Source organism: Heliorestis convoluta (genome assembly GCF_009649955.1).
In the GTDB taxonomy this organism is placed as follows: domain Bacteria; phylum Bacillota; class Desulfitobacteriia; order Heliobacteriales; family Heliobacteriaceae; genus Heliorestis; species Heliorestis convoluta.
In genome coordinates, this window is the sequence record NZ_CP045875.1 from 1,872,984 (window position 1) to 1,897,057 (window position 24,074).

Here is a 24,074-nt window from a genome sequence, read left to right on the forward strand (position 1 = left end):
TTCGGTACCTTCTGAAGATGTAAAATGCTTCATGGAAATCTACCAGACAGTTACTAGTAAGCTACTGGTATATATCAAAGCTTGGTTTGTGGTCTATCCAAATTATTGTCATGAATACGGGCGTGATCCTGAAGATTTTGAAATTAAAAATGAAAAGACATATTATCAAGTATTTGAATCAGTAGATGATGTCGTGCTTACTTTTCCTAATTTGCGTTCGGATATAGTTGATACGTTAATCATGAACGCTTGTCCGATTGAGTATTTAGAAATTTAAAAAACTCGTTGTATTATTCGTTTTATTTTATTGAGGGAGTGGTTTGTCATGAGATGTCCTTTTTATGGTTCCGAAGATGTAAAGCACAATGGTTCGCATTTTGATGGTGAAGGTTTCAAATGCAATATATGTAAAGAAGACTATATTATTGATAACGGGTATGGTGAAACTGCTTCAGATAAACTCTTAGGAAGTTATAGTTCAAAGAAATAATTTGATAAACTTTTCTTACACATAAAAGTTTACGAAAAAACCAGCCAAGGTTGTCAACCATGTGGCTGGTTTTGCTTTTCTACAAGTTTTTTGTTTCTTGAAAAGATCCGGAGTAATAGTAAAATAAATTACGATTTGTATACTTGTTCTTTTCTGAACTTAAGTACACCTTTACTGTCTGACCTATTCATAGGACATTGATTATATCTTAAGCATTTCACACATTCCGCCTTATTAAATTGCACAGTAAATTTTTTATTGTTCGAGTTATACTTAATATTTAAGGGTATTGCTTTTTCTATACAATCTGTAATAGTTCTTCTAGTAGAGTCGAAATTAAAACAAGAAAAATCTTGGTCTATTTGATTACTATTGTGTTGCGTGTCTTTTTGAAAAGTATTTCTAATATTACTTTTTAGCTCTTCTTCAGAAGAAGCGGTCTTTCCATTTAGCTCAACCGCAGAAATATGCTTAAATAATAAGTTAAAATTATCCATAGTACCAAGCATATCTAATATATCTTTAGACAAGTTCATTGAGGAAAGCACTTTTTGAAAAGTTTTAATATAAAAAATTTCTTTAAGTGCTAAAGATGAGACTGTTGAATCATTATTCAAGTAAAGTATTTGATTAAAGTCTTCTATGGCTTTATCAAATTGATAAATCATAATATATAATTTGCCACGATTATAGTAAGCTATCGATACATTAGGATCAAGTTCAATGGATGTTGTATAGGCGTTGATAGCATTCGTATACGCTTTAATACCTTTATAAGCTTCACCTAAAGTATAATAAACCAAGGGATAGGGTGGTTTCGAACTAACAATATTCTCCAAAACATCTACTGCTTCATTGTACTTTTCTAGTTCGTTAAGAACATAGCCCTTATAATTGAGAATTTCAAAATCATTAGGACTGAATTTCAATGCTTTTTCTAAATAGATTAAAGCCTCTTCAAACTCATTATTATCTATAAAGGTTAATGCGTATTGTTTATATTTCTTTGCTTTTGGATGTCTGTTAGAAGTTACTGACCATAAAAACATTACTCGTTCTAATTCAGTAGGTGGTTTTGCTTCTGTTTTACTATTTAATGCATTTTTACATTCTGTTATATGCTTTCTTATATTATTCTTAAATATACTCTCTTTATCAGTAGAAGGATTTCTATTCCAACTTTTATCAATAGTATCAAAAATATAACAAGGTAGAGTTAATGCTTTCTCAAATAATTGAATAGCTTCTACATATTTACCTAAATCATACAGCAAGAGACCTTTGATAAAGTAACCATTTCCAATAGTTGCGTCAACAGCAATAGCATTGTCCATTGTTTCTATAGCTTTTTCATAATTTTTAAGAAATCTAAGTGTAGAGGCCTTGTCTAAATAGACTTCATACCATTCCGGCTTAATGCTCAAAGTCTGGTCAAAATAGCGTATTGAATAATCAGACCCGCTAACCATATAAGAGTAGGCTACACCTAGATAATAATAGCCTTCTGCGTGGTCAGGGTACTTTTCTATAACATTATTAAAAAAATCCACAGCTTTTGTAAAATCTTTCTTGCGTATACTATACTTTCCTTTTTGTAGATACTGTTCAAAGTCATGCTTATCTTTTAATTTTTGGAAGTCTTTTGTTATATTACTGACTTCTTTTTCTTCTATTTGTTTGTTAACTTGGCGTATATATTCTTCTCGAGGTAGATCTCTAGATAACTTAAGTGCGTAATCACTCTTTTTGGTGTTTCCGATTTTCTCCAATCTATATGCTTCTTTAGCCCAATCTTCTTTTGTTGATTTATTTTTCAAAGATAGTTTTTCATAATTACACTCAGTCATTGTTTCAACGTAACTGGATATTTCATTCAGCATTAAATTTTTTGTATCTTCTTCGTAGATATAAAGATTATCCATTGCACGACTTGTAGCTACATAAAAAAGGTTAAAGGAATGCCTATATTTTGTTTGACGTTTCCCTAAACCCTTTACTATATCCTCCCAGATTGCACTATTTTTTGTGATAACATTGATGCAGAATACAGTAGAATATTCTAATCCTTTTATCTCATTAATAGTAAAAATTCGACCAGTTGCTTCAGGATTTATTTTTTCTAGTCGCGCCCGTTCTTCTTCATCTGGAACAATTACGGCTGAATAATGCTTATCTTTTACTGAATCCAAAATCATAGAAAGTACATCTTCTTTAGGTGTAACTAATGTGGGCTTTTGGCCTATACGTATATACCCTTCTTCGTAATCAAACGGGGTAAAGCCTATTTTTGTTTTGCGTATCTCAATCAATCTATTCAAAAATGTTACAATACCTGATACGCTTCTATAATTTTTAGATAAGATTCTTTCTTCAGTATCAGTATTTAATGAATAATACATATTTTTAAGTCTTCCAAATTCAAAAAAAGTAGCGATGATCATTTGATGCAAATCGCCAGTATAAAGAATTTGACTTTGATCTTTAACCATTTGACTTAATAAATATAATTGTACTTCTGTAAAATCTTGAACTTCATCTACAATAATAAAATCATACTTTGGTTGTTCATTTAAGTTAGTCAAACATTCAAATGAAAGATCACATTCGTCATATCTGTTAGTTTCATTTAGCCATTTAGTATAAGCTTCAGTGAGATCATAAATCGCTTCTTTAGTAGATTTGTCAAAAATGGAGTAATCTTTTGGAATTAATAGATACTCTTCTTTGCTTAGGATATTATTGTTTCTTACAAATTTATTTTTAAGCTTAAACTCAAAACCCATGAAACCTTTTATTAAAGTTCGAATTTCACTCCATATATAAAAAGTATTTATTTTCTTAAGCTTTTTATACTTGTAGCGATTAGACACAAACCAATTGTTAAATTCTTCGAAGGTGACCAAAAGTGAATTATCTTGTTTTATTTCTTGAGCCCATTTTTTTATGGAATAAAAAGTTGCTATGTTTTCTGACGATAATTTGTATTTTTCATATAAATTTTTTATATTTTCCATTAATAAATCTGAATTTGTAATATAACAAGCTTTTAACCTATTTTTTTGACACCATAGTAACTTCTGAACAGCAACTGTAGTTTTTCCACTTCCTGCTGCTCCTAATAACAAAATAGGTTTATCTCGATGTTCTAGGCATTTCCATTGCTCATTGGATAAATAATATAAGTAATCGCTATTTTTTTCATCTAATAATAAAGATATATAATGATCTTCGACTACTATAGATACAAGATCATTTAGAATCAAAGAATTATTAGTTCTTTGACTTTTTACGAAAGTATTATCATTATCTTCTACTTCTGCATGATTCCAAGTAGAAGAAGTTAAAATATCAAGATCTATACTTTTTTCTAAAGATGCCTGAGTGTCCATTCTTTGGCCTTTTCTAATTTGCTCATCATGATTACAATAATCCAAAAATATTATCTTTGCAGTTTTATCGATTTTTTGATCTTTAATATAAGTAAAGAGAATACGATCTTTGTTATTCAATCGAAACTTAAATATGTTAGTTCCAGTAATTTTTTTTATCCAAAAACCAGCAGGAAGCTCTTTTATGTGACCTTGTGCTTTTTCCAACATATCATTAAAGTAACTTAATTTAACTAATATAGATTCTTTTAAATTAGATGGAACTTTTTTCAAAAAGTCTTTAGTTATCAATATCAAACAAATCACCTTTCTTTCTCTCAGTATGTTCAAAACTAACCAATCATTGTTTAACTATTTAAAAGAATATCTTATCTATTATTAATGAACATAGATCCTGCTTACTTTTAAGCATATCCCCCCTATTTAATACTAAAGAGGCAATAGAAACGTGACATATAGTATTGGAATTATATAGTATTAATTATAACAAAGATTAAGAGAGTCGTTAAGATTGTTTGGTCACAAATTTCACATGTAGGAACAATAAAAATCCTCAGTTTAAAAATTACTTATTAACGCTCCTCTTCATAAAACTGTAGGAATACCAGTGAAAGTATTCTCTGGTGTGGTTCGTGGGTATGGCTTACAAGATAAAGAGTGGCATGAAATTGATTTAAATCAATCCAATCTCGCATGGAATGAAGTGTACATAAACGGTCGTTGGGTTATACAAGACCCTACTTGGAATGCTGGTTATGTAACGATGGATGGAGAATTTGTTTTTTTCACTAAACCATAAGTACTATGATCCCGCTCCATTGGTTTTTTCTGAAGATCATCGTAAATTAAGGGAATTTGAATACTAACGCTTAAACTTATTTTTCTAATCTCAATCTTGCGATAAGCCATCCTCTACATCATCTATGAGTATTTGTAAAGCAAAAGTATTGAAATTAATAAGGGCCAGCATATCAACTATGACATGCTGGCCCTTATTTTATCTCTTGCTTGCTCGAAAACCGGCTGATCTAGCTTCTTCTTCTGTGAAGAACCAAGCTTCTGGTACTGTTTGCTCGTAGAACTGACCGCCAGGAACGTGATGGATCTTTTCCCCTTTGCTATTTATGTTCCCTTTGATCGGTTCTCCATTGGGTCCAGGTCCTGTTGCGGTGGAGGTACTACTGGAAGATGCAGATTTTGTTTCTGCTTGATTAATAGTGGATTTGTCTTCTAGATCCCATAGACCTATTTTTGCAGCCCTTGCTTCTTTAGCATAGGTGCATTCGGTGGGATGGTCAACTGCTGGCCAGAACCTTGTAGTAACAGCTGAGCGTTAAACATTTTCTTTCGTACTTCCTGATCGGAATCATTTTCTGGTTCGGACAGCCATACATAGGCTAGTATTCTGCCGTATTTGTCTCTAGGTTGAAGATCGAACTCTAAGAAAACTTTCTTGCCGGTCAACTTATTCTTAGTTAGTAAAATCAGAAGCCTCGGGGGCATAAGGCTCTACAAGCTTGCTAGGATGCTTGAGCTCTCTGGGGTGGGGACATCTGTTAATCTTACCGTTTCTTCTTTTCCATCTATAGTAACTATGATAGTGTCTCCATCCACTACTCGAGTTACCTTTGCTTCAATTAAGGGAGAGGGAAGAAGGTATCGTAGATTAATTTATTCAAAAAAATAGCGTCAATATATCAGAAAAGTAACAAAATTCGACATAGTTCTAGGATTTTACGTGGTATAATAAGTATAAACTTAGTAATATTTCATTAAAAACCAGCCCAAGGTTGTTCCTAGCAACCAAGTGGTTGGTTTATGTGTTTTATGCGATGAAATCATCGACTAGGATTAAGCATAGATATAACAACTTCAATTCGTGACATCGAAGAGTGGTTAATTAGTCATCTACATATTGCATACATAGGCACGTAAGACACTTGGAAATAAAAGCCATACATAAACTTGGGCTGTGTCCTGTTACAGGTGGTCGTTATAATCAGCGGTCTGTACAGCAAGAAACTAATGGGCATTGCTAATAAAGATTGTTAGAGTTTTATATTACATTTTGGAGAGATTTTAATGATTCCTGGTGAATACTTTGATGAAGATAATAATTGGGTTATTGATATACAACATGGAGTCTATTCTAGGGTCGTGGTAGATATGATTTGGTTTGCTCGGAATGCATATAGGCATGCTGAGCAAACAATTGGCGTTAGTACTGAGTTAGGAAAGAACATGTATGCAAGCACTTTTCATTATCGTGGTTTACAGTATTTTCATGATATGATTGCTGCTCGTTTTCGTTATAAGTATGCTAATGAAATTGAGCCGTGTCTTCCCGGTTTATTAGACGATTTTACGGATGAAGAACGAGTACTGATTCTATGGAATGAGTTTTATCCCGATGAAGTTAAGCGTCTTTTTTTGCGTTATCCAGAATTACCAAGACTGATTGTTACTGCAGCAGTTTACAATAATCCAGATCGCAGGGGCATAGAAGCGGAAGAATGGATTTACCAAATTATAAATGATGCATACCCAGAAACTAGAGAGTGGCGGAATAAAAAGTTAGGAAAAAGTGGGTTAAAACTGAAACTGAAGATTGGCTCAGAACCAGTGAACATTAAAATAGAGGATAATATGCGTACTATATTGGAAGATTGTATGAGGGAGAAAAATATCTCACTTGAAGAAGCGATGAACTATCTTATCAGTGTTGGATGGAAGGAATATCGTCTGGTTAACGAAGTAATCCCAAAAAAGGATGATTGAGTTGGTTTAGGAGGGACAAGTTTGAATTACTACGAAAAGTGTATCAACTCTTTCTTGTCCAATGTCTCTTCTAAAATGTCGGCACTCTACCTACCAGTTATGTTTCTTTCCTTGATTGAATTATTGGAAGATCACTACAAATTTGATGTTGTTTACGGTGAGCACATTCAAGTGACAAACACTCGAGTAAAAATCTCTTATCCTTTAATATCTTCGTACTTTTTATCCTATCTGCTGCGGATAAGAAAAGAGATTCCTTCTATAAAAATGGCACCAACAAAAAATAGAACACATGATGAAGCCTTTATCGAAGATCAAGAAGGGTTACTAAAAGAACTTGCATTACCAGGTCAGATTCTTTATTCATCTGTCTTCGAACAAAGAGGGAAGACAGTTCTTAGTCGAATGAGGAAATCAGATAACGTTTTTCCCGTTTTTGAGAGACATTGTCCGATTTTGGTCTGTGAAAAAACGCATATAGAAATGGATATTGCAGCCGTGCATGCCCTAAAAAGCAATTCTGTGCTGTACGCTCGTATGGGTGAGCTAATTTGCTTCCAGTACCTTAGCAGAATTTCATTTAATTACGATTTGCGTGAGAAGATTGAACAATACTTCATCCGAGGGGATAACCGTGTTGATTTCCCGGGCCAAGCAAAGTCCTATGTAATTGACTTTCAAAAGAACCGTTGTTATTACTGTGAACGTGAATTAGATGGTAGTTCGTCTAAAAGTCAGCCAAGGGCAGATCACTTCATACCTTGGGTCTTCGTAAAGACGTCGACTTTAGAAAATTTTATTTATGCTTGTAACGAATGCAATGGAACAAAGCTTCATCGGCTGCCGAAGTTGGTTTACTTCAATAAGCTCTTACAACGGAATGCGTCAAATGGAGATTTTATATCGAGTTATCCTGAGCTAATTCCTAACTGGACAGAACCTGTAGAGAGATGGGTTAAGAATTATCATCAGGCAACGGAGCAGCTGAGTACGGGGTGGGGGCCACGGTAAAAAGGAAGCAATGGTGAAAAAATTAAACTTCTTTTTCTTTGACAAGAAACTTTTTAGGCTTCTGACCTATAAATGTACGATTTTCAGCCTTTCATGATGAGAAAGAGAATATCTTTTTTGAACCTAACGTTACAATTATGGGAGTTTTTGTTGCTGATTTACTGTAGTTATATCAAATATATTGCAAAAACGACATCTTAATTTATTCGTTTCCAATAGTAAGAAATAGCTCTTGTGAAGGGAAAAAGTAGTTCATCAGAATATGAGGGAGGGGTATTTGTGCTTTGCCAAAATGGATCAAATAAGAACTCGGTCGTTAGTTTTGGGTGTCTTTCTGAACAGGATAAACAGTATTGCACCGAACAACGTAACTTGGCATCATACCGTTCAAAGTTTATGCAGGATCGTGATCGTGTTCTATATAGTCGCCCTTTTTTACGTTTAGCAGGTAAAACTCAAGTGTATGGAACTGGTTATGATGATCACGCTCGAAACAGACTAACGCATTCATTAGAAGTAGCCCAAATTTCTAAAACAATAGCATCTGCGTTAAATTTGGAATATGGATCAATAATTAAAATCGATTTAGACCTAGTAGAGGCAATAGCTTTGGGGCACGATATAGGTCATACACCCTTTGGGCATGCCGGGGAGCGAAAATTAGATGAAATCTTGAACTATGAAGACGAAGATATTAACAAGAGACTTGAATTACCATCAAGCCCATGTATAGACCTAATATCAATAATGGATAAAAACAGAGGATTTAAGCATAATTGGCAAAGTGTTCGTATTGTCAATGATTTAAGTCGTGATTTTTATGACTTTAATATGGAATTAAGTTCAATCACTGTTTCAGGAATTTTATTTCACAGTTCTTTAAAATTTACAAAACGGGAAGAACCACCTCAGTTTTACTTGGATAGATACAAAAAACAAATAATAGTAAATCAAGGTAATTATGTCTGGTCTTTAGAGGGTCTGATAGTTGAAATAGCAGATGAAATAGCACAGCGCCATCACGACATCGAAGATGCAATTTCTTGCCATTATTTAACGCCCAAAAAGGTAATTGAATTACTTAAAAACAGCTTAGACGAACTTGAAAAAAGAGACGAGAAGTTTAAAAACAAGGAGATTCCAGATGGCTTTAATAACATATTAGATGAAATATTAAAAGCAAATGATTCTTCAGAAAAAGAACTAGAAGAATACAAGGATACAGACATATTTTTAAGACAAATTTCAAAATATATAGTAAACTGGTTGGTTGCAGATTGTGTGCAAACAACTGCTGAACAATTAAAAGAAGTAATAAAAGATTCTGAAATTCGTGATATGAATATTATCGACGATAAATATGAGTATGAACGTCGTATAAAAAAAGACATTGTCAAGTTATCACCGAAAACAGCTTTTGCTGACAAACTACTACAATATCGTCTAAAGAAAGTAGTATTGAATTCAAGAAATGTTCAACGTATGGATAACCGAGGTAGTTTCATTATAAGGAAACTCGTATTAGCATATATAACTTCGCCCCAGCAAATGCCTGACAAAACCATATTTTCTTTGTTTCGGGAATATGTAAAGAACTTTTACAATGAACACATGAGTGAAATTGAAAAAGAATGTAATAGATATTTATTTAAAGATGCTGCTGATGCACGGAATGCCCTAGACTACTGTTTGAACGACGAAAAGAGTACAGAGATTATCTTTTCCAAGGAGCACAAAGTGTCTCTTGATAAAACCAAGTTTAAACTGTCTTTACTTCGGGTTATAGCTGACTATATTGCTGGAATGACTGATTCTTATGCTGAAAAAGAATACAGAAAACTCTACGCGATTGATCACGATATTGAGGCATAATTGCTGTAAACAAGGAATTTTATCAGAGGGACTACCGAGGACAACACTCTTCAAGAGTCAAGTTCTTCTTAAAATCAGTCTTTTGATTAAAAGAAAAACTTCCTAGAACCATGCCTCTAGGAAGTTTTTCTTTTTTTATGCTATGTAAAACTTCTTAGAACCCGTAAAATAAGCATAGAAAAAAACTTCCTAGAACCCGGCAATAAAAGGAGCATTCGACTATGTTTAACGAGTGGTTACCGACAACAAGAAGGAAAAAACATTAAAACGATTCAGTCCTACAATCGTAAGCGGTTAATAATCGGGTGCATTGAAGTAAAAACCCCAGTACGATACCATATAATCGTACTGGGGTTAAATTTCATGTTCGTTAATTTGTCTTGTGGCAATAAGCCGGCAATTTATCAGACCATGGCATAAAGTCCTCTAGCAGTTCAGGGTTGGCCTTGAAGTCTAGCTCTGGAAGCTTGCTGAAGATATGTACCAGATACATGTACACATTAAGATTATTTCTCTTTGCTGTTTCCACAATACTGTAAACGACAGCACTGGCATTAGCTCCTTTTTTCGTGTCTGAAAAGCCAAGCCTTGCGGCCAATCACAAAGGGCTGAATGGCATTTTCGGCACGAAATTTTCATATAAGTTAATCTTCATTTTTAGAATACGCGATTATAGTGTTATGGTTTGCGATGGATGGCATTGGAAATGTAAGATAAGTCAATCAAACAATACTATTAAAAAAGTGGTTGGTTCTGTTGAACCGCCACCAAATGGAGATGCTGATATTAAAGAATTGCTGATTGAAATGGAAGCAGAGATAAATGACAAATATGGTCACGAGATTTATCGTTGTGCTAAATGTGGAGAGTTTTACGAAAGGTTTTATCTAAGGTTGAACTTTAGCGAAGGGAGCTATGAAGTAGCTTATAAAAAAATGTTCAACAGCCTTCCAGATATTGAATCATTAAAGATAAAAGGCATTGTTTTCGGTATGTCGCACAAACACTGCCGACTGATTGTCAGTACAAGTCAGACGTTTTTAAATGGCAAGGGGCTCCGCCCGCATCTTCGAGGCCCATTAACAGATGTTAGTCTTGAATGGGTAGGTCATTTAGGTGGTGAGTAGCTTTGTGTTTTGTGGCTCACAATCTCCAAAAAGGTGGCTCATTTTTTCCAGAGAAGTGGCTCTCTCACCACCAAAATAACGGTGCTCTGGAACCGTAATATGCAAGAAAGTATGAAAAGATTCGATAAAAGGTTAAGATGATCTATGTACTCGTTTTAAAAATTTTATGAATTGAATAATCGTATATGAGTGTTATAATCAGTGTAAACCTTAGCTCTTAAATGTCTTTAGATTGATTAAGGCAAAAATTTATCTATCTTGATAAATACCGATGTAAAGTAGAAGTGGATAAAAGGGAGACGAATAATAATGGTAGAAAAGTTTACTACTCAAAAAATAAATGAAGTGAAAAAATTAAATGTTGATAAAAAGATAAAAAATAAAGAACACAAAGAAGTTGTTGATTCATATTGCATAAATGAAAAATATGCTATAAAAAACCTAGAATGTTTTTTATATAGTTTTTATAGCCTTGTAGAAGAACATAAGTATGCTGAATACTGTGAAAAAGCAATTGCTATTATAAAAGAACTAGACTGTTTATATAACAAAGAAGATTTTTCATCTTATGAAATAGATAAAAAAAAGAACTTGCAAATTAAAGAACTATTTTTTATTAACGTTTTAGATAAGGATGAATTTGACCATTGGTTGAGAAAAATTATCTTAAAATATAATCTAGCAGAAAAAAACGAAGAATTTGATATAGTATTAAAGGATTGTGATTACGTATTACAAAGGTTTGAGCCTCTTGCTAATAAAGATAAATCAAGTATTTTACAATATAAAGGTAAAATATTAAATAAAAAAGGCTCTTATAAACAAGCCCTAGATAATCTTAATAGTGCTTTAAAATTATTTCCTAATAAAAACGTAGAAGTTGATATTGCAAATGCTTTATATAGTATTTCAATAGAAAAAGTTAAAACAGGTGACCTAGAAGAAGCTTTTGAATATAGCTTGAATGTGTTGGAGTTAGATGGTTTTTACAACTGGACTGTTTTTCATGAACAGTGCAATAACGTAAAAAATATAATTTCTCTGCTTTATGAAAAATATGCTGATAGTAAACAAATATTTCAAATGCAAAGAATTTTTTTAAAACTAGTTGAGTTTCTTGAAAAAAATCATACGAATCCTACGCAAATAAAAAAACAATTTAATATATGCTTTGAAGATAAACATAAACCACCTTTTCTTAAAGGTAATTCTGTTAAAGAAATTTTTTTGTATGACATGAAAATAAAAGAGCTAATAAATATTTACGTTAAGCTTAATATGGAAGAAAAAATCAAGGAGATTTTTAAAGAAATTTCTTCTTCTAAATTGGAAAAAACTATACCAACATATTATTATTTTGAGTGCTTAGATACGGCTATAGAAATTGATCCAGTTAACTATACTTACTATATAAGCTTAAAAGTAAAAAGCTATCAAGAAAAAATATTTAATTGTTATGAAGAAATAATACGCAAATTCAATATATATAACGATGAAATTTTAGATAAATATAATGAAGAAGTTTTAATGAGGGAGAAAGAGTTGCAGTCGAAAAGGCAACTTACGAATTTAATAGACATATGGCTATTAATGAAGGTGAACTTTCTTACGAAGACGGTAATGATACTTACTTAGACTTAGGATATGCTAATGGTTATACAATGATGAAAGAAGAGTTGGAACAACAACAAATAAAAGGGATAGAAAGTGTTATACAAGCATATGAAAATATCATATCTATGATAAGTAAAGATAGTAGTTTTGGAACCGAAAAAGATTTAAAGAATTATATAGATAACTTGATAGATTTATACACCAAGTATATTAATCATGTCATCGAGGAAGATAGTATACAAAATCATGAAAATGCAATTTCTTATTGTGAAAAAGCAATAGAATTAGATAAGAACAGGCAAGATCGGTTTTTTGAAAATTCAAAAGAAAAGCTGCTCAATAGAATGTTAAAGGTGTTTACACATTCTGATGATATTGATTTTTTCAAAGATTTCTATGAAATTAACGATATTGAAGTTATTATAGATCGTCTAATTAGGTTAAATCCTCAAAAGCAATATTATCACATAGTAAAAGGAGATATTTATAAATTTAAGATTGATGAATTTATTGAAAAATATTTAGGACATAGCAATGGCTATAATTATAGAAGTGTTGCGGGTTCAGGTTATATAGAAATAGATGAAAAATTTTCAATGAGTAGAATACCTAAAAAGATGATAGAAATGGCTCTAGATAGCTATAATACTGCTATTTCAATTGATAGTTGTGATTTTACTGCAAACAAAAAGAAGTTAACGTTTTTAGTTAATTTAGGTATGCATCAAGAAGCTCTGGAACAATGTATCGTTACTTTGAGATTATGTAAAAAATTTAAAGAACTTACTATCAATAATCACGATACCAACTGTGACTTAACAAATGAACTTAATAAACTATCAACACTTGAACGACATCTTCTTTATAAAATATCCGATTTCTACAGTAAAAATTTACCACTAGAATAAAATACGCTAGAAAAAAAGTTGACCACCCTGACCATAAAACTTGCAAGCTGGAGTTGTCAAGACACAAGTAAAGGCAAGTAGAAAAGGATGATCAAGGTAGACACATATAAGCATATCAAAGATCTTCACATTAAAGAACGAAGTCAATTCGGTTTAGCAACAGCAAAGCTTTTTACGTCTGGTTTTACCCACATCAGAGGCAAGAAGAATTTTTGCGCGGCCTGGTAAAGTCTTTTCAGGAAGACTTTACCATCGAGGGTCCGACCCCGCGACAATTCAGAAACAATTATGAATATTTAGAAATTTTAACACAAAAGAAGTAGGAAAGGTATCTACCGGGAAATAAAGCCCAGTAGGTACCTTTTTATTGAGGCTAGGTTTGAGTCACCATCTATAATCCCCAATAAAATCTCATGAGATCATTTCAAAGGGAAAGGGCAGTCAGGTGTTGAAAAAGAATCTAAAAGCTTCAAAAGATAGAGGTGCTTTCCTATGAAAAAACTCCTCCACGTAATCCATAACCCCGAAAAAGATCGTTGGCAGAACCGCAATCAAGAAGCTTTTGAAGAGCTTTTCGGTGCTGGTAGTGGTCGTTATCCTGAGCGAGCCAAGAGCGCTTTCACATTACGAGCGCCTGAATTTAGCGGTGGCAGTGGCGTCCCTTTTGCAGCTTATATTCACCCGAACAATCCTGATACGGGCGCTTACGGCGGTATGAGTTTTGTTCTTTTTCCCATACCGGACGGACCGGCGCTACTCGCTATGGTTGTCGGAACGCAAGGGCTAAGTCCTGATGAAGAAGTCTTAGGTCGACCGGGCCACAGTCGTAAAGTAAAAGCGATATGTGCCTGGCTCAATAAAAAGTATGGACAAGGCAAAATGGTAGCATGGGCCAAAGAAGATCCGGTACGAACCGATCTAGATATCCCCAATCATATTAAGCAAAGTTTTCATCTTTATCACGATGCTTTTAAGCGCTATGGTAAAGTGATTTATGGCTTTTTTGCACCTCAAGAAGATCAAAAGATGACAGAAGAAGCACTCAAAGCTTTTCTCGATCTATTATTAGAAGAGCGAGGGCAAGGTCTTCTTAAAGGAAGCCAAAAAGATGGAGAGACGATTCGGGAAGCGTACTTTTCTCACCTTATGGCGCCTGTGAATGAAAACGAAGTTCTCGATTTGTTACGAAAAAAACGCTTTGTTATCTTACAAGGTCCACCGGGCACAGGTAAAACGCGGATGGCTCGAAACATTGTAGAAAGATTTTATGATCATCACGGTACAACTGTTCAATTTCACCCCAACACGACCTATGAAAACGTTATCGGCGGTCTGGCTCCTCTACAATCTGATGAAGGATTGGGCTTTCGCTTTGCACCGCAGAAAGGTTTTTTAATGAAAGCAGCTGAAATAGCGGCTCAAGACCCAACAAGGTCTTATCTTTTACATATTGATGAAATCAATCGCGCTGATCTTTCCAAAGTGCTTGGTGAAGCTTTGTATCTTTTAGAAGCGCAGGAAGTTAGGTCAAGGCAGTTAGAACTTCCTTATGATTTCGGATCGCCTTTTGGGAATCGCTTAACTCTACCTCAGAATCTACATATTATCGGTACGATGAACAGTGCCGATCGAAGCATTGCTATTGTTGATATTGCCGTTCGTCGTCGTTTTGCTTTTGTAAAAATGTGGCCCCAAATGGCTGTTGTCCAAAAGTACGGTTGTCCTTTAATGATACAAGCTTACCGTGAATTGTTGTCACTTTTTATTGAACAAGCCAGTGATGATGCGTTGGAATTGCTACCGGGGCATTCTTATTTTCTAGAATCGAATGAAGAGGTAGCTGCAAAAGCTCTTCAAGTTACACTTGTACCGCTACTCGAAGAATATATTGCCCAGGGCTATGTAGCAGGCTTTGCTGATTCCGTTCGTGCTTACATCCAGTGGGTGAACAGTCTCCGATGACAAGAAAAAAAGGCCTTTCAGAGGCAAATTGTTTTGAAGCTATTAATTCTTCGACTTTTTCAGTACCTGCAACCTTTTTGATTCGTGGTGACTCTGTTCGAGATCCACAGTCTCAAGGGGCTCGATTGGCCCATCATTTTCTAGAGCAAAATCGCGGAATTCTCTCGAATTTTGCTGTGCAAAGTGATATCCATTATGATGGACGCGCTGTACAACTGCGCTTTCAGACAGGTACGCAGATCGGGGCTTTTCCATTGTTATCGCCAACGACGAGCAAACCTGATTATGGCCTTGTCATCAAACCTCGTTTTGGTTGGAGTGGCATCGGTCCTTTGCTCGCTCAGATGGGTTGGCGTGTCTTACCGTCTCCGCTAAAGCTTCCTTTGTTACGTCAATCGGAACGAAAAGTACCGCCTTGGGTTTTATCATCGGTTATTTTACATCGCATTAAGGCTCTTTTAGGTCAAGTTGATCGGACTTTTGATTATGTAGAAAGATGTACCGGCTCCTAAAGGAACGGTGCAGTGGTCTCGCTATGTTACATCGAAGATGACCAAGGGGCAGTTCTTGCAAGTGCCTTGTCGCTATCCGGAGTTGCAAGAAGATCGAGAATTGAAGTCCATGATTCATTATACTTTGCGCAGGCAGCTTGCTTCACTGGAAAGCCAGCGTTCCATGGGCTTAGTTGTTCTGCAGTTGATAGATTTATGTCAGGGTCTTATCGAAAAGGTGCGAACGGTGCCACCACTGCCAGCGTCTTCTTTGAAAGTGCAAGAATGGTACGGCAATGCTATGAAGCCGGAGCTTTTTCGGGATGGTTTGCAAGCGATGGAGTGGACTGTTGAAGAACGAGGTTTGGCGGGATTGGGCGATTTGCAAGGAATACCTTGGATGATGGCCATGGAAAACTTTTTCGAAGCCTGGGTGGAAACGGTGATGACGAAAGTGGCTCGCTCTATGGGCGGTCAGCTACGAGTCGGTCGGAAGAGAGAATCTCTGGTGCCGTTACATTGGGATCCGCCGTATCAGGGCTCCCAACGTTTTTTATTGCCTGATCTGGTTCTGGAAAGAGAAGATCGAACGATTATCGTAGATGCCAAGTATAAGCGCCATTGGGAAGAACTAAGTCATCAAAAGTGGAGCCACCTAGGAGATGGTATGCGAGAAAGCCATCGCCATGATCTATTGCAAATCTTAGCGTATGCTTCGATTTCTCCTAACAAAAATACGACTTGTTGTCTCGCCTATCCATGCCAGGAGGAGACTTATCGATCGCTGAAGCAGCGAGGTCGGTTGTTCCATAAAGCGAGAGTGGCCCATGGAGATAGGGCTGTTGATCTTGCCTTGGTGGCGTTGCCTTTGTCGGCGCAGTCTTTTGAATCCGTGGTGCAAGATTTGACGGGGTTGTTGAGGGATTCTTAATCTAATGATTTCAGAGGTACCTAAACAACCTAGAAGGGGAACAACTGGAGGAGATAGCCATGGAGAACCCGGCCATAAAAAAAGCCCTCACCATAGAACAAGCCTTCATGAAAAGCAAAATCGAACGCCGAATCTACGAACTAAGAGAAAAAGCAGTGCGCGACGAAATATCCGCTTTAGCCGGAGCTAAAGAAGAAGGTCTTCAACAAGGTCACCAAAAAGCAGTACGGGAAAATACCATAGCCGCCCTTAGAGCTGGTCTCGATGTTAACCTCGTAGCTCAGATCACGGGATTAGATATAGAAGAAGTGCAAAAACTAAAAGAAGATTTGAACAAACAAAGCATAACAACAAAAACGTAAGTGTAAAAGAATCCCCACCCTGTTTTCAAGGTGGGGATTCTTTATGCTTACGTATCAAAGCAAGAGCAAGCAACAAAGAAAAATAAACCGAGGAGCCCGTTCTGAAGAATTTGTATGGTTCTTATACAAAATTCGACAAGGTTTTTGCCATGTCAGTTGTGGTGTGGTGTGCAACTCCCATCCCATAATCAGCGTGCTTTATCTACTGATTTCTACTGACCGACTTCCCTTTGTTCCTTGCTCGGTGGTGCTGGTGGCGGTACATTCCTTTTGTATTGTGTAGCCTCTTCCACTGAACCATATAGTATTTTGCGGATGGTTTGCCGGGAAAGCCCTGTTTCCCTAGAAATATATCGAATTGACTTGCGTTCCTTAATGTGAAGATCTTTGATATACTTATATGTGTCCACCTTGATCATCCTTTTCTACCTGCCTTTGCTGTTGTCTCGTCAACTCCAGCTTAGCAGGTTTGATGGTCAGGGTGGTCAACTTTTTTTTCTAGCGTTTTTTATTCTAGTGGTCAATTTTTATTATAGCGATTGCATCAGATGATGTGGAGTCGAATGAACCTTTTTTTAACCCCAAAGACTCTGTGGAAAAAAATGCAAGAAGATTTATTGATGATTTTTTCCTTATTCAATCATCAATACCACTGATCTTTTTATGAGGATGCTTGTAAAAAAATAAACAAAAAGCATTTTCTGGGAATAAAACCCATGAATATGCTTTTTGACTTTAAATACACTGCACAAAACATCGAGTGCCTACAAAAAAACCATCCTGGTAGCCTCGCAATAAAAGACTAACAGCAACAACAGAGCTGACCTGCTACGAAAATGACTGGAATCGAAGAAGATAGATTGTCTAAATTACCATTATATAGAAACAAAAAATTAATTGTGATATAATTAATTACAAAAACACAAGCCTATCCCCATCCCACCATATGGAAATTACAAACAATTCTATAACAATAAAGTTAGAAGAAACTGAAGCCATGAAACGTACAAGCAGAAAAAAGAATTCTAAAAGAAGAGGCAGATGTCAAAATGACAAAACTAAGAAGCAACCTAAAAGAAATCAAAGCAATCAACCGTACCAACGACTACGCCTTTAAAAGAATATTCGGCTCCGAAGAAGGCAAGGAAGTACTCATCAACTTTCTTAACGCAGTACTGCAACTCTCAGCGCCAAAAGAAATCAAAACTATAGAACTCCTAGACCGAGAAATCGAACCTACCTACTTATTAGACCGAGGAGCCCGTCTAGACGTATTGGCCAAAACAGCAAAAGGAATCCTAATCAACATAGAAGTACAAATAGGCAACCAATACAACATAGACAAAAGAACCCTCTACTACTGGGCTGGCCTCTACCACGGTCAACTTACCCAAGGTCAACAATTCAAGGAACTGAGAAAAACAATAACCATAAACATCATAGCCTTCGACTGGTTTACCGATGAAACCCGCTACCACCACAAATTCCACATCCAAGAAGCCGAGACAAAACAAATCCTCAATGACGACCTAGAAATTCACTTCCTTGAATTAAAAAAAGCCAAAAAACTAAAACGAAAACCCCAAAAAACCCTAGAAGCATGGCTCATGTACCTAAACAACCTAGAAGGGGAAGAACTGGAGGAGATAGCCATGGAGAATCCGGCCATAAAAAAAGCCATCACTATAGAACAAGCCTTCATGAAAAACAAAATCGAACGCCGAATCTACGAACTAAGAGAAAAAGCAGTGCGAGACGAAATATCCGCTTTAGCCGGAGCTAAAGAAGAAGGAAGAGCCGAAGGAAAAGCCGAGGGTAAAGCAGAAGGTGTCCAAGATTCAATATGCAAGTACCTAGAAGCTAGGTTTGGAAAAGCATCGCTTGAAGTGCAAAAAAAGTTGAGAACCATAGATGATCTAGAAAAACTGAACTCGATCATAAATAAAATCTATAAACAAGATACCATAGAAGAAATAAGGGATCTACTTAGCTAAAAGATATAGGAAAGGCACCTACTGCTCGCATGGTTGTTGCTCGGCCTGGATAAGCCTTCCAAGTCAGTCTCATCCAGCAGGGGTCTGGCCCCGCGACAATTCAGAAACAATTATGAATATTCAGAATTCATAATACATAAGAAGTATGAAAGGTACTTACTGGGAAATAAAGCCCAGCAGGTACCTTTTTTAGTTAAGAGGACCGCGCAAAATAACATTTGACGAGGTAAGAACAAATGCTAACAAAAAACTACGCAAAAAATTCCATTACTGCTACAATAAAAGAAAAAGCTTGTATAAAGAAAGACAATCAACCAAATAAAAAAGAAAAAACATTTCAAGAACAGGTATTCCATAAAGGTAAAATATATGATAAAATTCAAATAAATAGAAAAAAGCCGCATTCTAAACATAAAAGCCAAAGACAATCATGTTCATCATCATAACATAGAAATTCAACTTCGCAATAACTATGACATGGGGAATCGAAGCGTCTACTACAATGCCCGCATGTTTTACGTACCCGCCTGGGTACAACCGAAAATTCCACACAATGATATCGCATAGAACGTCCACGAATAAAAGCGGCACAAGCTCAAAAAAAGGCAGGTGAAAAAATGGTAAAGAAAAAAACCCTTCCCGAAGAAATGAAAGCAATCAATCGCATCAACGACTATGCCTTCAAAAGAATATTCGGCTCCGAAGAAGGCAAAGAAGTACTTATCAACTTTCTCAACGCAGTACTGCAACTTCCAGCCTCAAAAGAAATCAAAACCATAGAACTCCTAGACCGAGAAATCGACCCCACTTACTTACTAGACCGAGGAGCCCGCCTAGATGTATTAGCCAAAACAGTACAAGGAACCCTAATCAACATAGAAGTACAAATAGGCAACCAATACAATATAGACAAAAGAACTCTCTACTACTGGGCTGGCCTCTACCACGGTCAACTAACCCAAGGCCAACAATTCAAGGAACTGAAAAAAACAATAACCATAAACATAATAGCCTTTGACTGGTTTCCGGATGAAACCCGCTACCATAATAAATTCCACATCCAAGAAGTCGATACAAAACAATTACTTAACGAAGACCTAGAAATCCACTTCCTTGAACTAGACAAAGCCAAAAAACTAAAGCGAAAACCCCAAAACACCTTAGAAGCATGGCTCATGTACCTAAACAATTTAGAAGGAGAACAACTGGAGGAGATAGCCATGGAGAACCCGGCCATAAAAAAAGCCGTCACCATAGAACAAGCCTTCATGAAAAACAAAATCGAACGCCGAATCTACGAACTAAGAGAAAAAGCAGTACGCGACGAAATCTCCGCCTTAGCCGGAGCCAAAGAAGAAGGACGAGCTGAAGGAAAAGCTGAAGGAAAAGCTGAAGGAAAAGCCGAAGGAAAAGCCGAAGGAAAAGCAGAAGGCGTCCAAGATTCAATATGCAAGTACTTAGAAGCTAGGTTTGGAAAAGCATCGCTTGAAGCGCAAAAAAAGTTGAGAACCATAGATGATCTAGAAAAACTGAACTGGATCACAAATAGAATCTACAAACAAGATACGATAGAAGAAATAATGGAGCTACTTAGATAGCGGAAGAATTGAACAAACCATAATCCTGTACTTAGCAGCCAACAAGATCACCATATGTAATGTCAAAAAGCTCCTTGCCTACAACTGTGAGGCAAGGAGCTTTAGAAAAGCGTGCGTCAAGTAAAGGGCGTAAGCATGAAGCCTTAAGTAAGAAAGGAACCTACTGGAAAATAAAGCCCAGTAGGTACCTTTTTATTTAGGCTATGCTTGAGTCACCATCTATAATCCCCAATACAATCTCATGAGATCATTTCAAAGGGAAAGAGCAGTCAGGTGTTGAAAAAGAATCTATAAGCTTCAAAAGATAGAGGTGCTTTCTCATGAAAAAACTCCTCCACATAATCTATAACCCCGAAAAAGATCGTTGGCAGAACCGCAATCAAGAAGCTTTTGAAGAGCTTTAAAGTAAAAGCGATATGTACCTGGCTTAATAAAAAGCATGGACAAGGCAAAATGCTAGCATGGGCCAAAGAAGATCCGGTACGAACCGATCTAGATATCCCCAATCATATTAAGCAAAATTTTCATTCTTATCACGATGCTTTTAAGCGCTATGGTAAAGTGATTTATGGCTTTTTTGCACCTCAAGAAGATCAAAAGATGACAGAAGAAGCACTCAAAGCTTTTCTCGATCTATTATTAGAAGAGCGAGGGCAAGGCCTTCTTAAAGGAAGCCAAAAAGATGGAGAGACGATTCGGGAAGCGTACTTTTCCCATCTTATGGCGCCTGTGAATGAAAACGAAGTTCTCGATTTGTTACGAAAAAAACGCTTTGTTATTTTACAAGGTCCACCGGGCACAGGTAAAACGCGGATGGCTCGAAACATTGTAGAAAGATTTTATGATCATCACGGTACAACTGTTCAATTTCACCCCAACACGACCTATGAAAATGTCATCGGTGGCCTGGCACCTCTACAATCTGACAAAGGATTGGGCTTTCGCTTTGCACCGCAGAAAGGTTTTTTGATGAAAGCAGCTGAAATAGCGGCTCAAGACCCAACAAGGTCTTATCTTTTACATATTGATGAAATCAATCGCGCCGATCTTTCCAAAGTACTTGGTGAAGCTTTGTATCTTTTAGAAGCGCAGGAAGATAAGTCAAGGCAGTTAGAACTTCCTTATGATTTCGGATCGCCTTTTGGGAATCGCTTAACTCTACCGCAGAATCTACATATTATCGGTACGATGAACAGTGCCGACCGAAGTATTGCTATTGTTGATATTGCCGTTCGTCGCCGTTTTGCTTTTGTAAAAATGTGGCCCCAAATGGCTGTTGTCCAAAAGTACGGTTGTCCTAAAATCTGAGCGTATGCTTCGATTTCTCCTAACAAAAATACGACTTGTTGTCTCGCCTATCCATGCCAGGAGGAGACTTATCGATCACTGAAGCAGCGAGGTCGGTTATTCCATAAAGCGAGAGTGGCCCATGGAGATAGGGCTGTTGATCTTGTCTTGGTAGCGTTGCCTTTGTCGGCGCAGTCTTTTGAATCAGTGGTGCAAGATTTGACGGGGTTGTTGAGGGAGTCTTAATCTAATGATTTCAGAGGTACCTAAACAACCTAGAAGGGGAAGAATTGGAGGAGATAGCCATGGAGAACCCGGCCATAAAAAAGCCCTCACCATAGAACAAGCCTTCATGAAAAGCAAAATCGAACGCCGAATCTACGAACTAAGAGAAAAAGCAGTACGCGACGAAATATCCGCTTTAGCTGGAGCTAAAGAAGAAGGTCTTCAACAAGGTCACCAAAAAGCAGTACGGGAAAATACCATAGCCGCCCTTAGAGCTGGTCTCGATGTCAACCTCGTAGCTCAGATCACGGGATTAGATATAGAAGAAGTGCAAAAACTAAAAGAAGATTTGAACAAACAAAGCATAACAACAAAAACGTAAGCATAAAGAGTCCCCACCCTGTTTTCAAGGTGGGGATTCTTTATGCTTACGTATCAAAGCAAGAGCAAACAACAAAGAAAAATAAACCGAGGAGCCCGTTCTGAAGAATTTTTGTTAAGGATAACCCAAGTAGCCAGAACAAAGCCAGAAGAGAAGCTAACCTCACTTGAACATCTTATCAGAAGTGTACATATCCTAAAAATTAGGGGTTTGTGATAGAAGTACAAGTAGGCAACCAATACAACATAGACAAAAGAACCCTCTACTACTGATCTGGCCTCAGTTGGTACGTGAATTTAGAGAAAGAATCAAGTGAGGGTAATGATGAAAGTAAAAGAGGCGGCTCAACTTTTTCAGATGATGCGCGAGCTGGGACAGCCTGCCAAGTCAGTCTCTCCCAGCTAGAATCAGTCCGGGAGGAACTCTGGAATGAGTGAAAAAAATAGCTTGCGTGGAAAAAAGACCTACTGAGAATGGTGACTCAGTAGGTCTTTTTAAAAATGCGGACTAGTTTGGTAAAACCAACATGGGTGGCTCATGTATGGTTTTTGCTATGGAGCTTCGTCAATGGAACAGTGGGCTTTTTGCGAGGACTGGCTTACCCACTCTCCGTTGATGCCTAACATGCGAACATATGAAGCCTTGTAATCATTTCCAAAGTGTCACCAAAGTGTCACATAATCTTTACAGAACTGTCACTTTATCGTCACAACGAAATGCTATACTTTTTCTAAAGTTTGATGTAGATTGATAGAAATTCAAGGAGTGACGCTTTTATGAAAGACTTTAATATGAGAAGCTTTGTTTCGCTCACTTTGACAGTAAGCTTGATTCTTCTTGTCTTTACAGGAGTAGTACTTTATATTGCGCCTGCAGGACGTATTGCCAACTGGACGAATTGGGTTATTTTTGGTCTGTCAAAAGAAACACATCAGGCCATCCATACAACTTCTTCCTTTCTTTTTGTCTTTTTTTCAGCCTGGCACATTGTTTTAAATGGTAAAGCAATACTCTGTTATATGAAGAATAAAGCGCGTAAGACTGTTATTTTTACAAAAGAGATGGTTGCAGCGCTCGCTTTGGTTGTTTTTTTCTTTGTAAGCACACAATATAACGTTCCACCTGTAAGCATGATTATGGAAATAGGCGATTCGCTCAAAGCAAGCTGGGAAGAAAAAGCTCAAAATCCTCCTTTTAGTCAGGCTGAGTCGGTACCGTTAGAAGATTTTGCGAAGTACTTAGACTCTACAGAAAATGAAGTGGTTACGCTGCTTGAACAATCAGGAATTGTAGTGCAAGACAATGAAATGACTTTAGAGGAGATTGCTAAAGAAAATAATATGTCGCCACAACAAATATACGAACAAGTAGAAAAACAAGGTTTGCAAGTTGTCGATAAGGAATATAGATCTGGTCAGGGTTCGAAAACGATTGCACAATTGGCTGAAGAGCATGAGATCCCTGTGGAAGTGGCTTTACAGCGATTGCAAGAAAAAGGAATTCAAGCATCTGCGTCAACTCGTCTTCAGGAAATAGCATTACAACAGAATCTTACGTCTCATGATGCGATTATATTGATTACAGAACCGTAGCCGAAAGCCCACGGTTTTTCATTAAGCGGTATCTTTTCTATTTTCATGTGATTTATGGCAT

21 protein-coding genes and 2 pseudogenes are annotated in these 24,074 nt (G+C 36.6%); 18 read left to right on the forward strand and 5 right to left on the reverse strand.

Annotated elements, in window-relative coordinates:
* The first annotated feature begins 31 nt into the window (after window positions 1–31).
* Window positions 32–277, forward strand: a complete 246-nt coding sequence (locus FTV88_RS08915; protein ID WP_153725310.1) for a hypothetical protein — start codon at window positions 32–34, stop codon at window positions 275–277.
* 341 nt (window positions 278–618) lie between these two features.
* On the opposite strand, the gene FTV88_RS08920 is transcribed toward FTV88_RS08915, so the two are convergent.
* A complete protein-coding gene (locus tag FTV88_RS08920) occupies window positions 619–4,170 on the reverse strand; it encodes a tetratricopeptide repeat protein (protein ID WP_153725311.1) in 3,552 nt (1,183 codons plus the stop codon).
* A gap of 310 nt (window positions 4,171–4,480) precedes the next feature.
* On the opposite strand from FTV88_RS08920, the gene FTV88_RS08925 reads away from it, so the two are divergent.
* Window positions 4,481–4,678 (forward strand): hypothetical protein, encoded by a 198-nt coding sequence (locus tag FTV88_RS08925; RefSeq protein WP_279236994.1) that lies wholly within the window; start codon window positions 4,481–4,483, stop codon window positions 4,676–4,678.
* Window positions 4,679–4,876: 198 nt separating this feature from the next.
* On the opposite strand, the gene FTV88_RS16240 is transcribed toward FTV88_RS08925, so the two are convergent.
* Window positions 4,877–5,128, reverse strand: a complete 252-nt coding sequence (locus FTV88_RS16240) for a sunset domain-containing protein (RefSeq protein ID WP_438266914.1) — start codon at window positions 5,126–5,128, stop codon at window positions 4,877–4,879.
* On the reverse strand, window positions 5,125–5,382 hold the full coding sequence (locus FTV88_RS08930; protein WP_153725313.1) for a thermonuclease family protein: 258 nt from the start codon (window positions 5,380–5,382) through the stop codon (window positions 5,125–5,127). Before FTV88_RS08930 ends, FTV88_RS16240 begins: the two co-directional genes overlap by 4 nt.
* Before the next feature lie 579 nt (window positions 5,383–5,961).
* On the opposite strand from FTV88_RS08930, the gene FTV88_RS08935 reads away from it, so the two are divergent.
* The 3 genes from FTV88_RS08935 to FTV88_RS08945 all read left to right on the forward strand — a co-directional run bounded on the left by FTV88_RS08935 (window position 5,962) and on the right by FTV88_RS08945 (window position 9,540).
* A complete protein-coding gene (locus FTV88_RS08935; protein ID WP_153725314.1) occupies window positions 5,962–6,657 on the forward strand; it encodes a hypothetical protein in 696 nt (231 codons plus the stop codon).
* 21 nt (window positions 6,658–6,678) lie between these two features.
* A complete protein-coding gene (locus FTV88_RS08940) occupies window positions 6,679–7,668 on the forward strand; it encodes an HNH endonuclease (protein ID WP_153725315.1) in 990 nt (329 codons plus the stop codon).
* 279 nt (window positions 7,669–7,947) lie between these two features.
* Complete coding sequence (locus FTV88_RS08945) at window positions 7,948–9,540, forward strand: deoxyguanosinetriphosphate triphosphohydrolase family protein (RefSeq protein ID WP_162007972.1); 1,593 nt, start codon at window positions 7,948–7,950, stop codon at window positions 9,538–9,540.
* Between the two features lie 370 nt (window positions 9,541–9,910).
* On the opposite strand, the pseudogene FTV88_RS15885 reads toward FTV88_RS08945, so the two are convergent.
* Window positions 9,911–10,169, reverse strand: a pseudogene (locus FTV88_RS15885) (transposase domain-containing protein); the annotation flags it as partial.
* Between the two features lie 807 nt (window positions 10,170–10,976).
* Between FTV88_RS15885 and FTV88_RS08960 the strand changes: the two are divergent.
* From FTV88_RS08960 to FTV88_RS08985, 6 genes and pseudogenes are all read left to right on the forward strand, one after another.
* Entirely contained in the window at window positions 10,977–12,302 is a 1,326-nt protein-coding gene (locus FTV88_RS08960; RefSeq protein ID WP_153725319.1) for a tetratricopeptide repeat protein, read from the forward strand.
* The gene (locus FTV88_RS08965; protein WP_153725320.1) at window positions 12,248–13,189 is read left to right on the forward strand and encodes a hypothetical protein; all 942 of its coding nucleotides are present in this window, start codon (window positions 12,248–12,250) and stop codon (window positions 13,187–13,189) included. The genes FTV88_RS08960 and FTV88_RS08965 overlap by 55 nt, the downstream gene beginning before the upstream one ends.
* Window positions 13,190–13,681: 492 nt before the next feature.
* The gene (locus FTV88_RS08970) at window positions 13,682–15,151 is read left to right on the forward strand and encodes an McrB family protein (protein ID WP_153725321.1); all 1,470 of its coding nucleotides are present in this window, start codon (window positions 13,682–13,684) and stop codon (window positions 15,149–15,151) included.
* A complete protein-coding gene (locus FTV88_RS08975; protein ID WP_153725322.1) occupies window positions 15,148–15,663 on the forward strand; it encodes a hypothetical protein in 516 nt (171 codons plus the stop codon). The genes FTV88_RS08970 and FTV88_RS08975 overlap by 4 nt, the downstream gene beginning before the upstream one ends.
* 7 nt (window positions 15,664–15,670) lie before the next feature.
* The gene (locus FTV88_RS08980) at window positions 15,671–16,573 is read left to right on the forward strand and encodes a 5-methylcytosine restriction system specificity protein McrC (protein WP_162007974.1); all 903 of its coding nucleotides are present in this window, start codon (window positions 15,671–15,673) and stop codon (window positions 16,571–16,573) included.
* 38 nt (window positions 16,574–16,611) lie between these two features.
* Window positions 16,612–16,935 (forward strand): annotated as a pseudogene (locus tag FTV88_RS08985) (Rpn family recombination-promoting nuclease/putative transposase); the annotation flags it as partial.
* A 212-nt stretch (window positions 16,936–17,147) separates the two neighbouring features.
* Here the strand turns inward: FTV88_RS08985 and FTV88_RS08990 are convergent.
* Window positions 17,148–17,354 (reverse strand): hypothetical protein, encoded by a 207-nt coding sequence (locus tag FTV88_RS08990; protein ID WP_153725325.1) that lies wholly within the window; start codon window positions 17,352–17,354, stop codon window positions 17,148–17,150.
* A 630-nt stretch (window positions 17,355–17,984) separates the two neighbouring features.
* On the opposite strand from FTV88_RS08990, the gene FTV88_RS08995 reads away from it, so the two are divergent.
* The 7 genes from FTV88_RS08995 (at window position 17,985) to FTV88_RS09025 (ending at window position 24,013) form a co-directional block, all read left to right on the forward strand.
* Window positions 17,985–18,929: an Rpn family recombination-promoting nuclease/putative transposase gene (locus tag FTV88_RS08995; RefSeq protein WP_153725326.1), complete on the forward strand. Its 945-nt coding sequence runs from the start codon at window positions 17,985–17,987 to the stop codon at window positions 18,927–18,929.
* A gap of 236 nt (window positions 18,930–19,165) precedes the next feature.
* Window positions 19,166–19,375 carry a hypothetical protein gene (locus tag FTV88_RS09000; RefSeq protein ID WP_153725327.1) on the forward strand — a complete coding sequence of 70 codons (210 nt, stop codon included), beginning with the start codon at window positions 19,166–19,168 and terminating at the stop codon, window positions 19,373–19,375.
* Window position 19,376: 1 nt separating this feature from the next.
* Window positions 19,377–19,496, forward strand: a complete 120-nt coding sequence (locus FTV88_RS16150; RefSeq protein WP_368277588.1) for a hypothetical protein — start codon at window positions 19,377–19,379, stop codon at window positions 19,494–19,496.
* A 50-nt stretch (window positions 19,497–19,546) separates the two neighbouring features.
* Window positions 19,547–20,527: an Rpn family recombination-promoting nuclease/putative transposase gene (locus FTV88_RS09010; protein WP_243137072.1), complete on the forward strand. Its 981-nt coding sequence runs from the start codon at window positions 19,547–19,549 to the stop codon at window positions 20,525–20,527.
* Between the two features lie 390 nt (window positions 20,528–20,917).
* Complete coding sequence (locus tag FTV88_RS09015; RefSeq protein WP_243137073.1) at window positions 20,918–21,835, forward strand: McrB family protein; 918 nt, start codon at window positions 20,918–20,920, stop codon at window positions 21,833–21,835.
* 229 nt (window positions 21,836–22,064) lie between these two features.
* Window positions 22,065–22,421, forward strand: coding sequence for a hypothetical protein (locus tag FTV88_RS09020; protein ID WP_243137074.1), 357 nt, complete (start codon window positions 22,065–22,067; stop codon window positions 22,419–22,421).
* 776 nt (window positions 22,422–23,197) lie between these two features.
* Window positions 23,198–24,013, forward strand: coding sequence for a DUF4405 domain-containing protein (locus tag FTV88_RS09025; protein ID WP_153725328.1), 816 nt, complete (start codon window positions 23,198–23,200; stop codon window positions 24,011–24,013).
* Window positions 24,014–24,074: the final 61 nt, after the last annotated feature.

Coding starts and splice junctions, on each gene's coding strand:
- FTV88_RS08915 (WP_153725310.1), top strand. CDS start 32: ATGGAAATCTACCAGACAGTTACTAGTAAGCTACTGGTATATATCAAA.
- FTV88_RS08990 (WP_153725325.1), bottom strand. CDS start 17,354: ATGATCAAGGTGGACACATATAAGTATATCAAAGATCTTCACATTAAG.
- FTV88_RS09000 (WP_153725327.1), top strand. CDS start 19,166: ATGCTAACAAAAAACTACGCAAAAAATTCCATTACTGCTACAATAAAA.
- FTV88_RS08970 (WP_153725321.1), top strand. CDS start 13,682: ATGAAAAAACTCCTCCACGTAATCCATAACCCCGAAAAAGATCGTTGG.
- FTV88_RS08975 (WP_153725322.1), top strand. CDS start 15,148: ATGACAAGAAAAAAAGGCCTTTCAGAGGCAAATTGTTTTGAAGCTATT.
- FTV88_RS08995 (WP_153725326.1), top strand. CDS start 17,985: ATGACAAAACTAAGAAGCAACCTAAAAGAAATCAAAGCAATCAACCGT.
- FTV88_RS08960 (WP_153725319.1), top strand. CDS start 10,977: ATGGTAGAAAAGTTTACTACTCAAAAAATAAATGAAGTGAAAAAATTA.
- FTV88_RS09020 (WP_243137074.1), top strand. CDS start 22,065: ATGATTTCAGAGGTACCTAAACAACCTAGAAGGGGAAGAATTGGAGGA.
- FTV88_RS09010 (WP_243137072.1), top strand. CDS start 19,547: ATGGTAAAGAAAAAAACCCTTCCCGAAGAAATGAAAGCAATCAATCGC.
- FTV88_RS08935 (WP_153725314.1), top strand. CDS start 5,962: ATGATTCCTGGTGAATACTTTGATGAAGATAATAATTGGGTTATTGAT.
- FTV88_RS08965 (WP_153725320.1), top strand. CDS start 12,248: ATGGCTATTAATGAAGGTGAACTTTCTTACGAAGACGGTAATGATACT.
- FTV88_RS08930 (WP_153725313.1), bottom strand. CDS start 5,382: ATGCCCCCGAGGCTTCTGATTTTACTAACTAAGAATAAGTTGACCGGC.
- FTV88_RS09025 (WP_153725328.1), top strand. CDS start 23,198: ATGAAAGACTTTAATATGAGAAGCTTTGTTTCGCTCACTTTGACAGTA.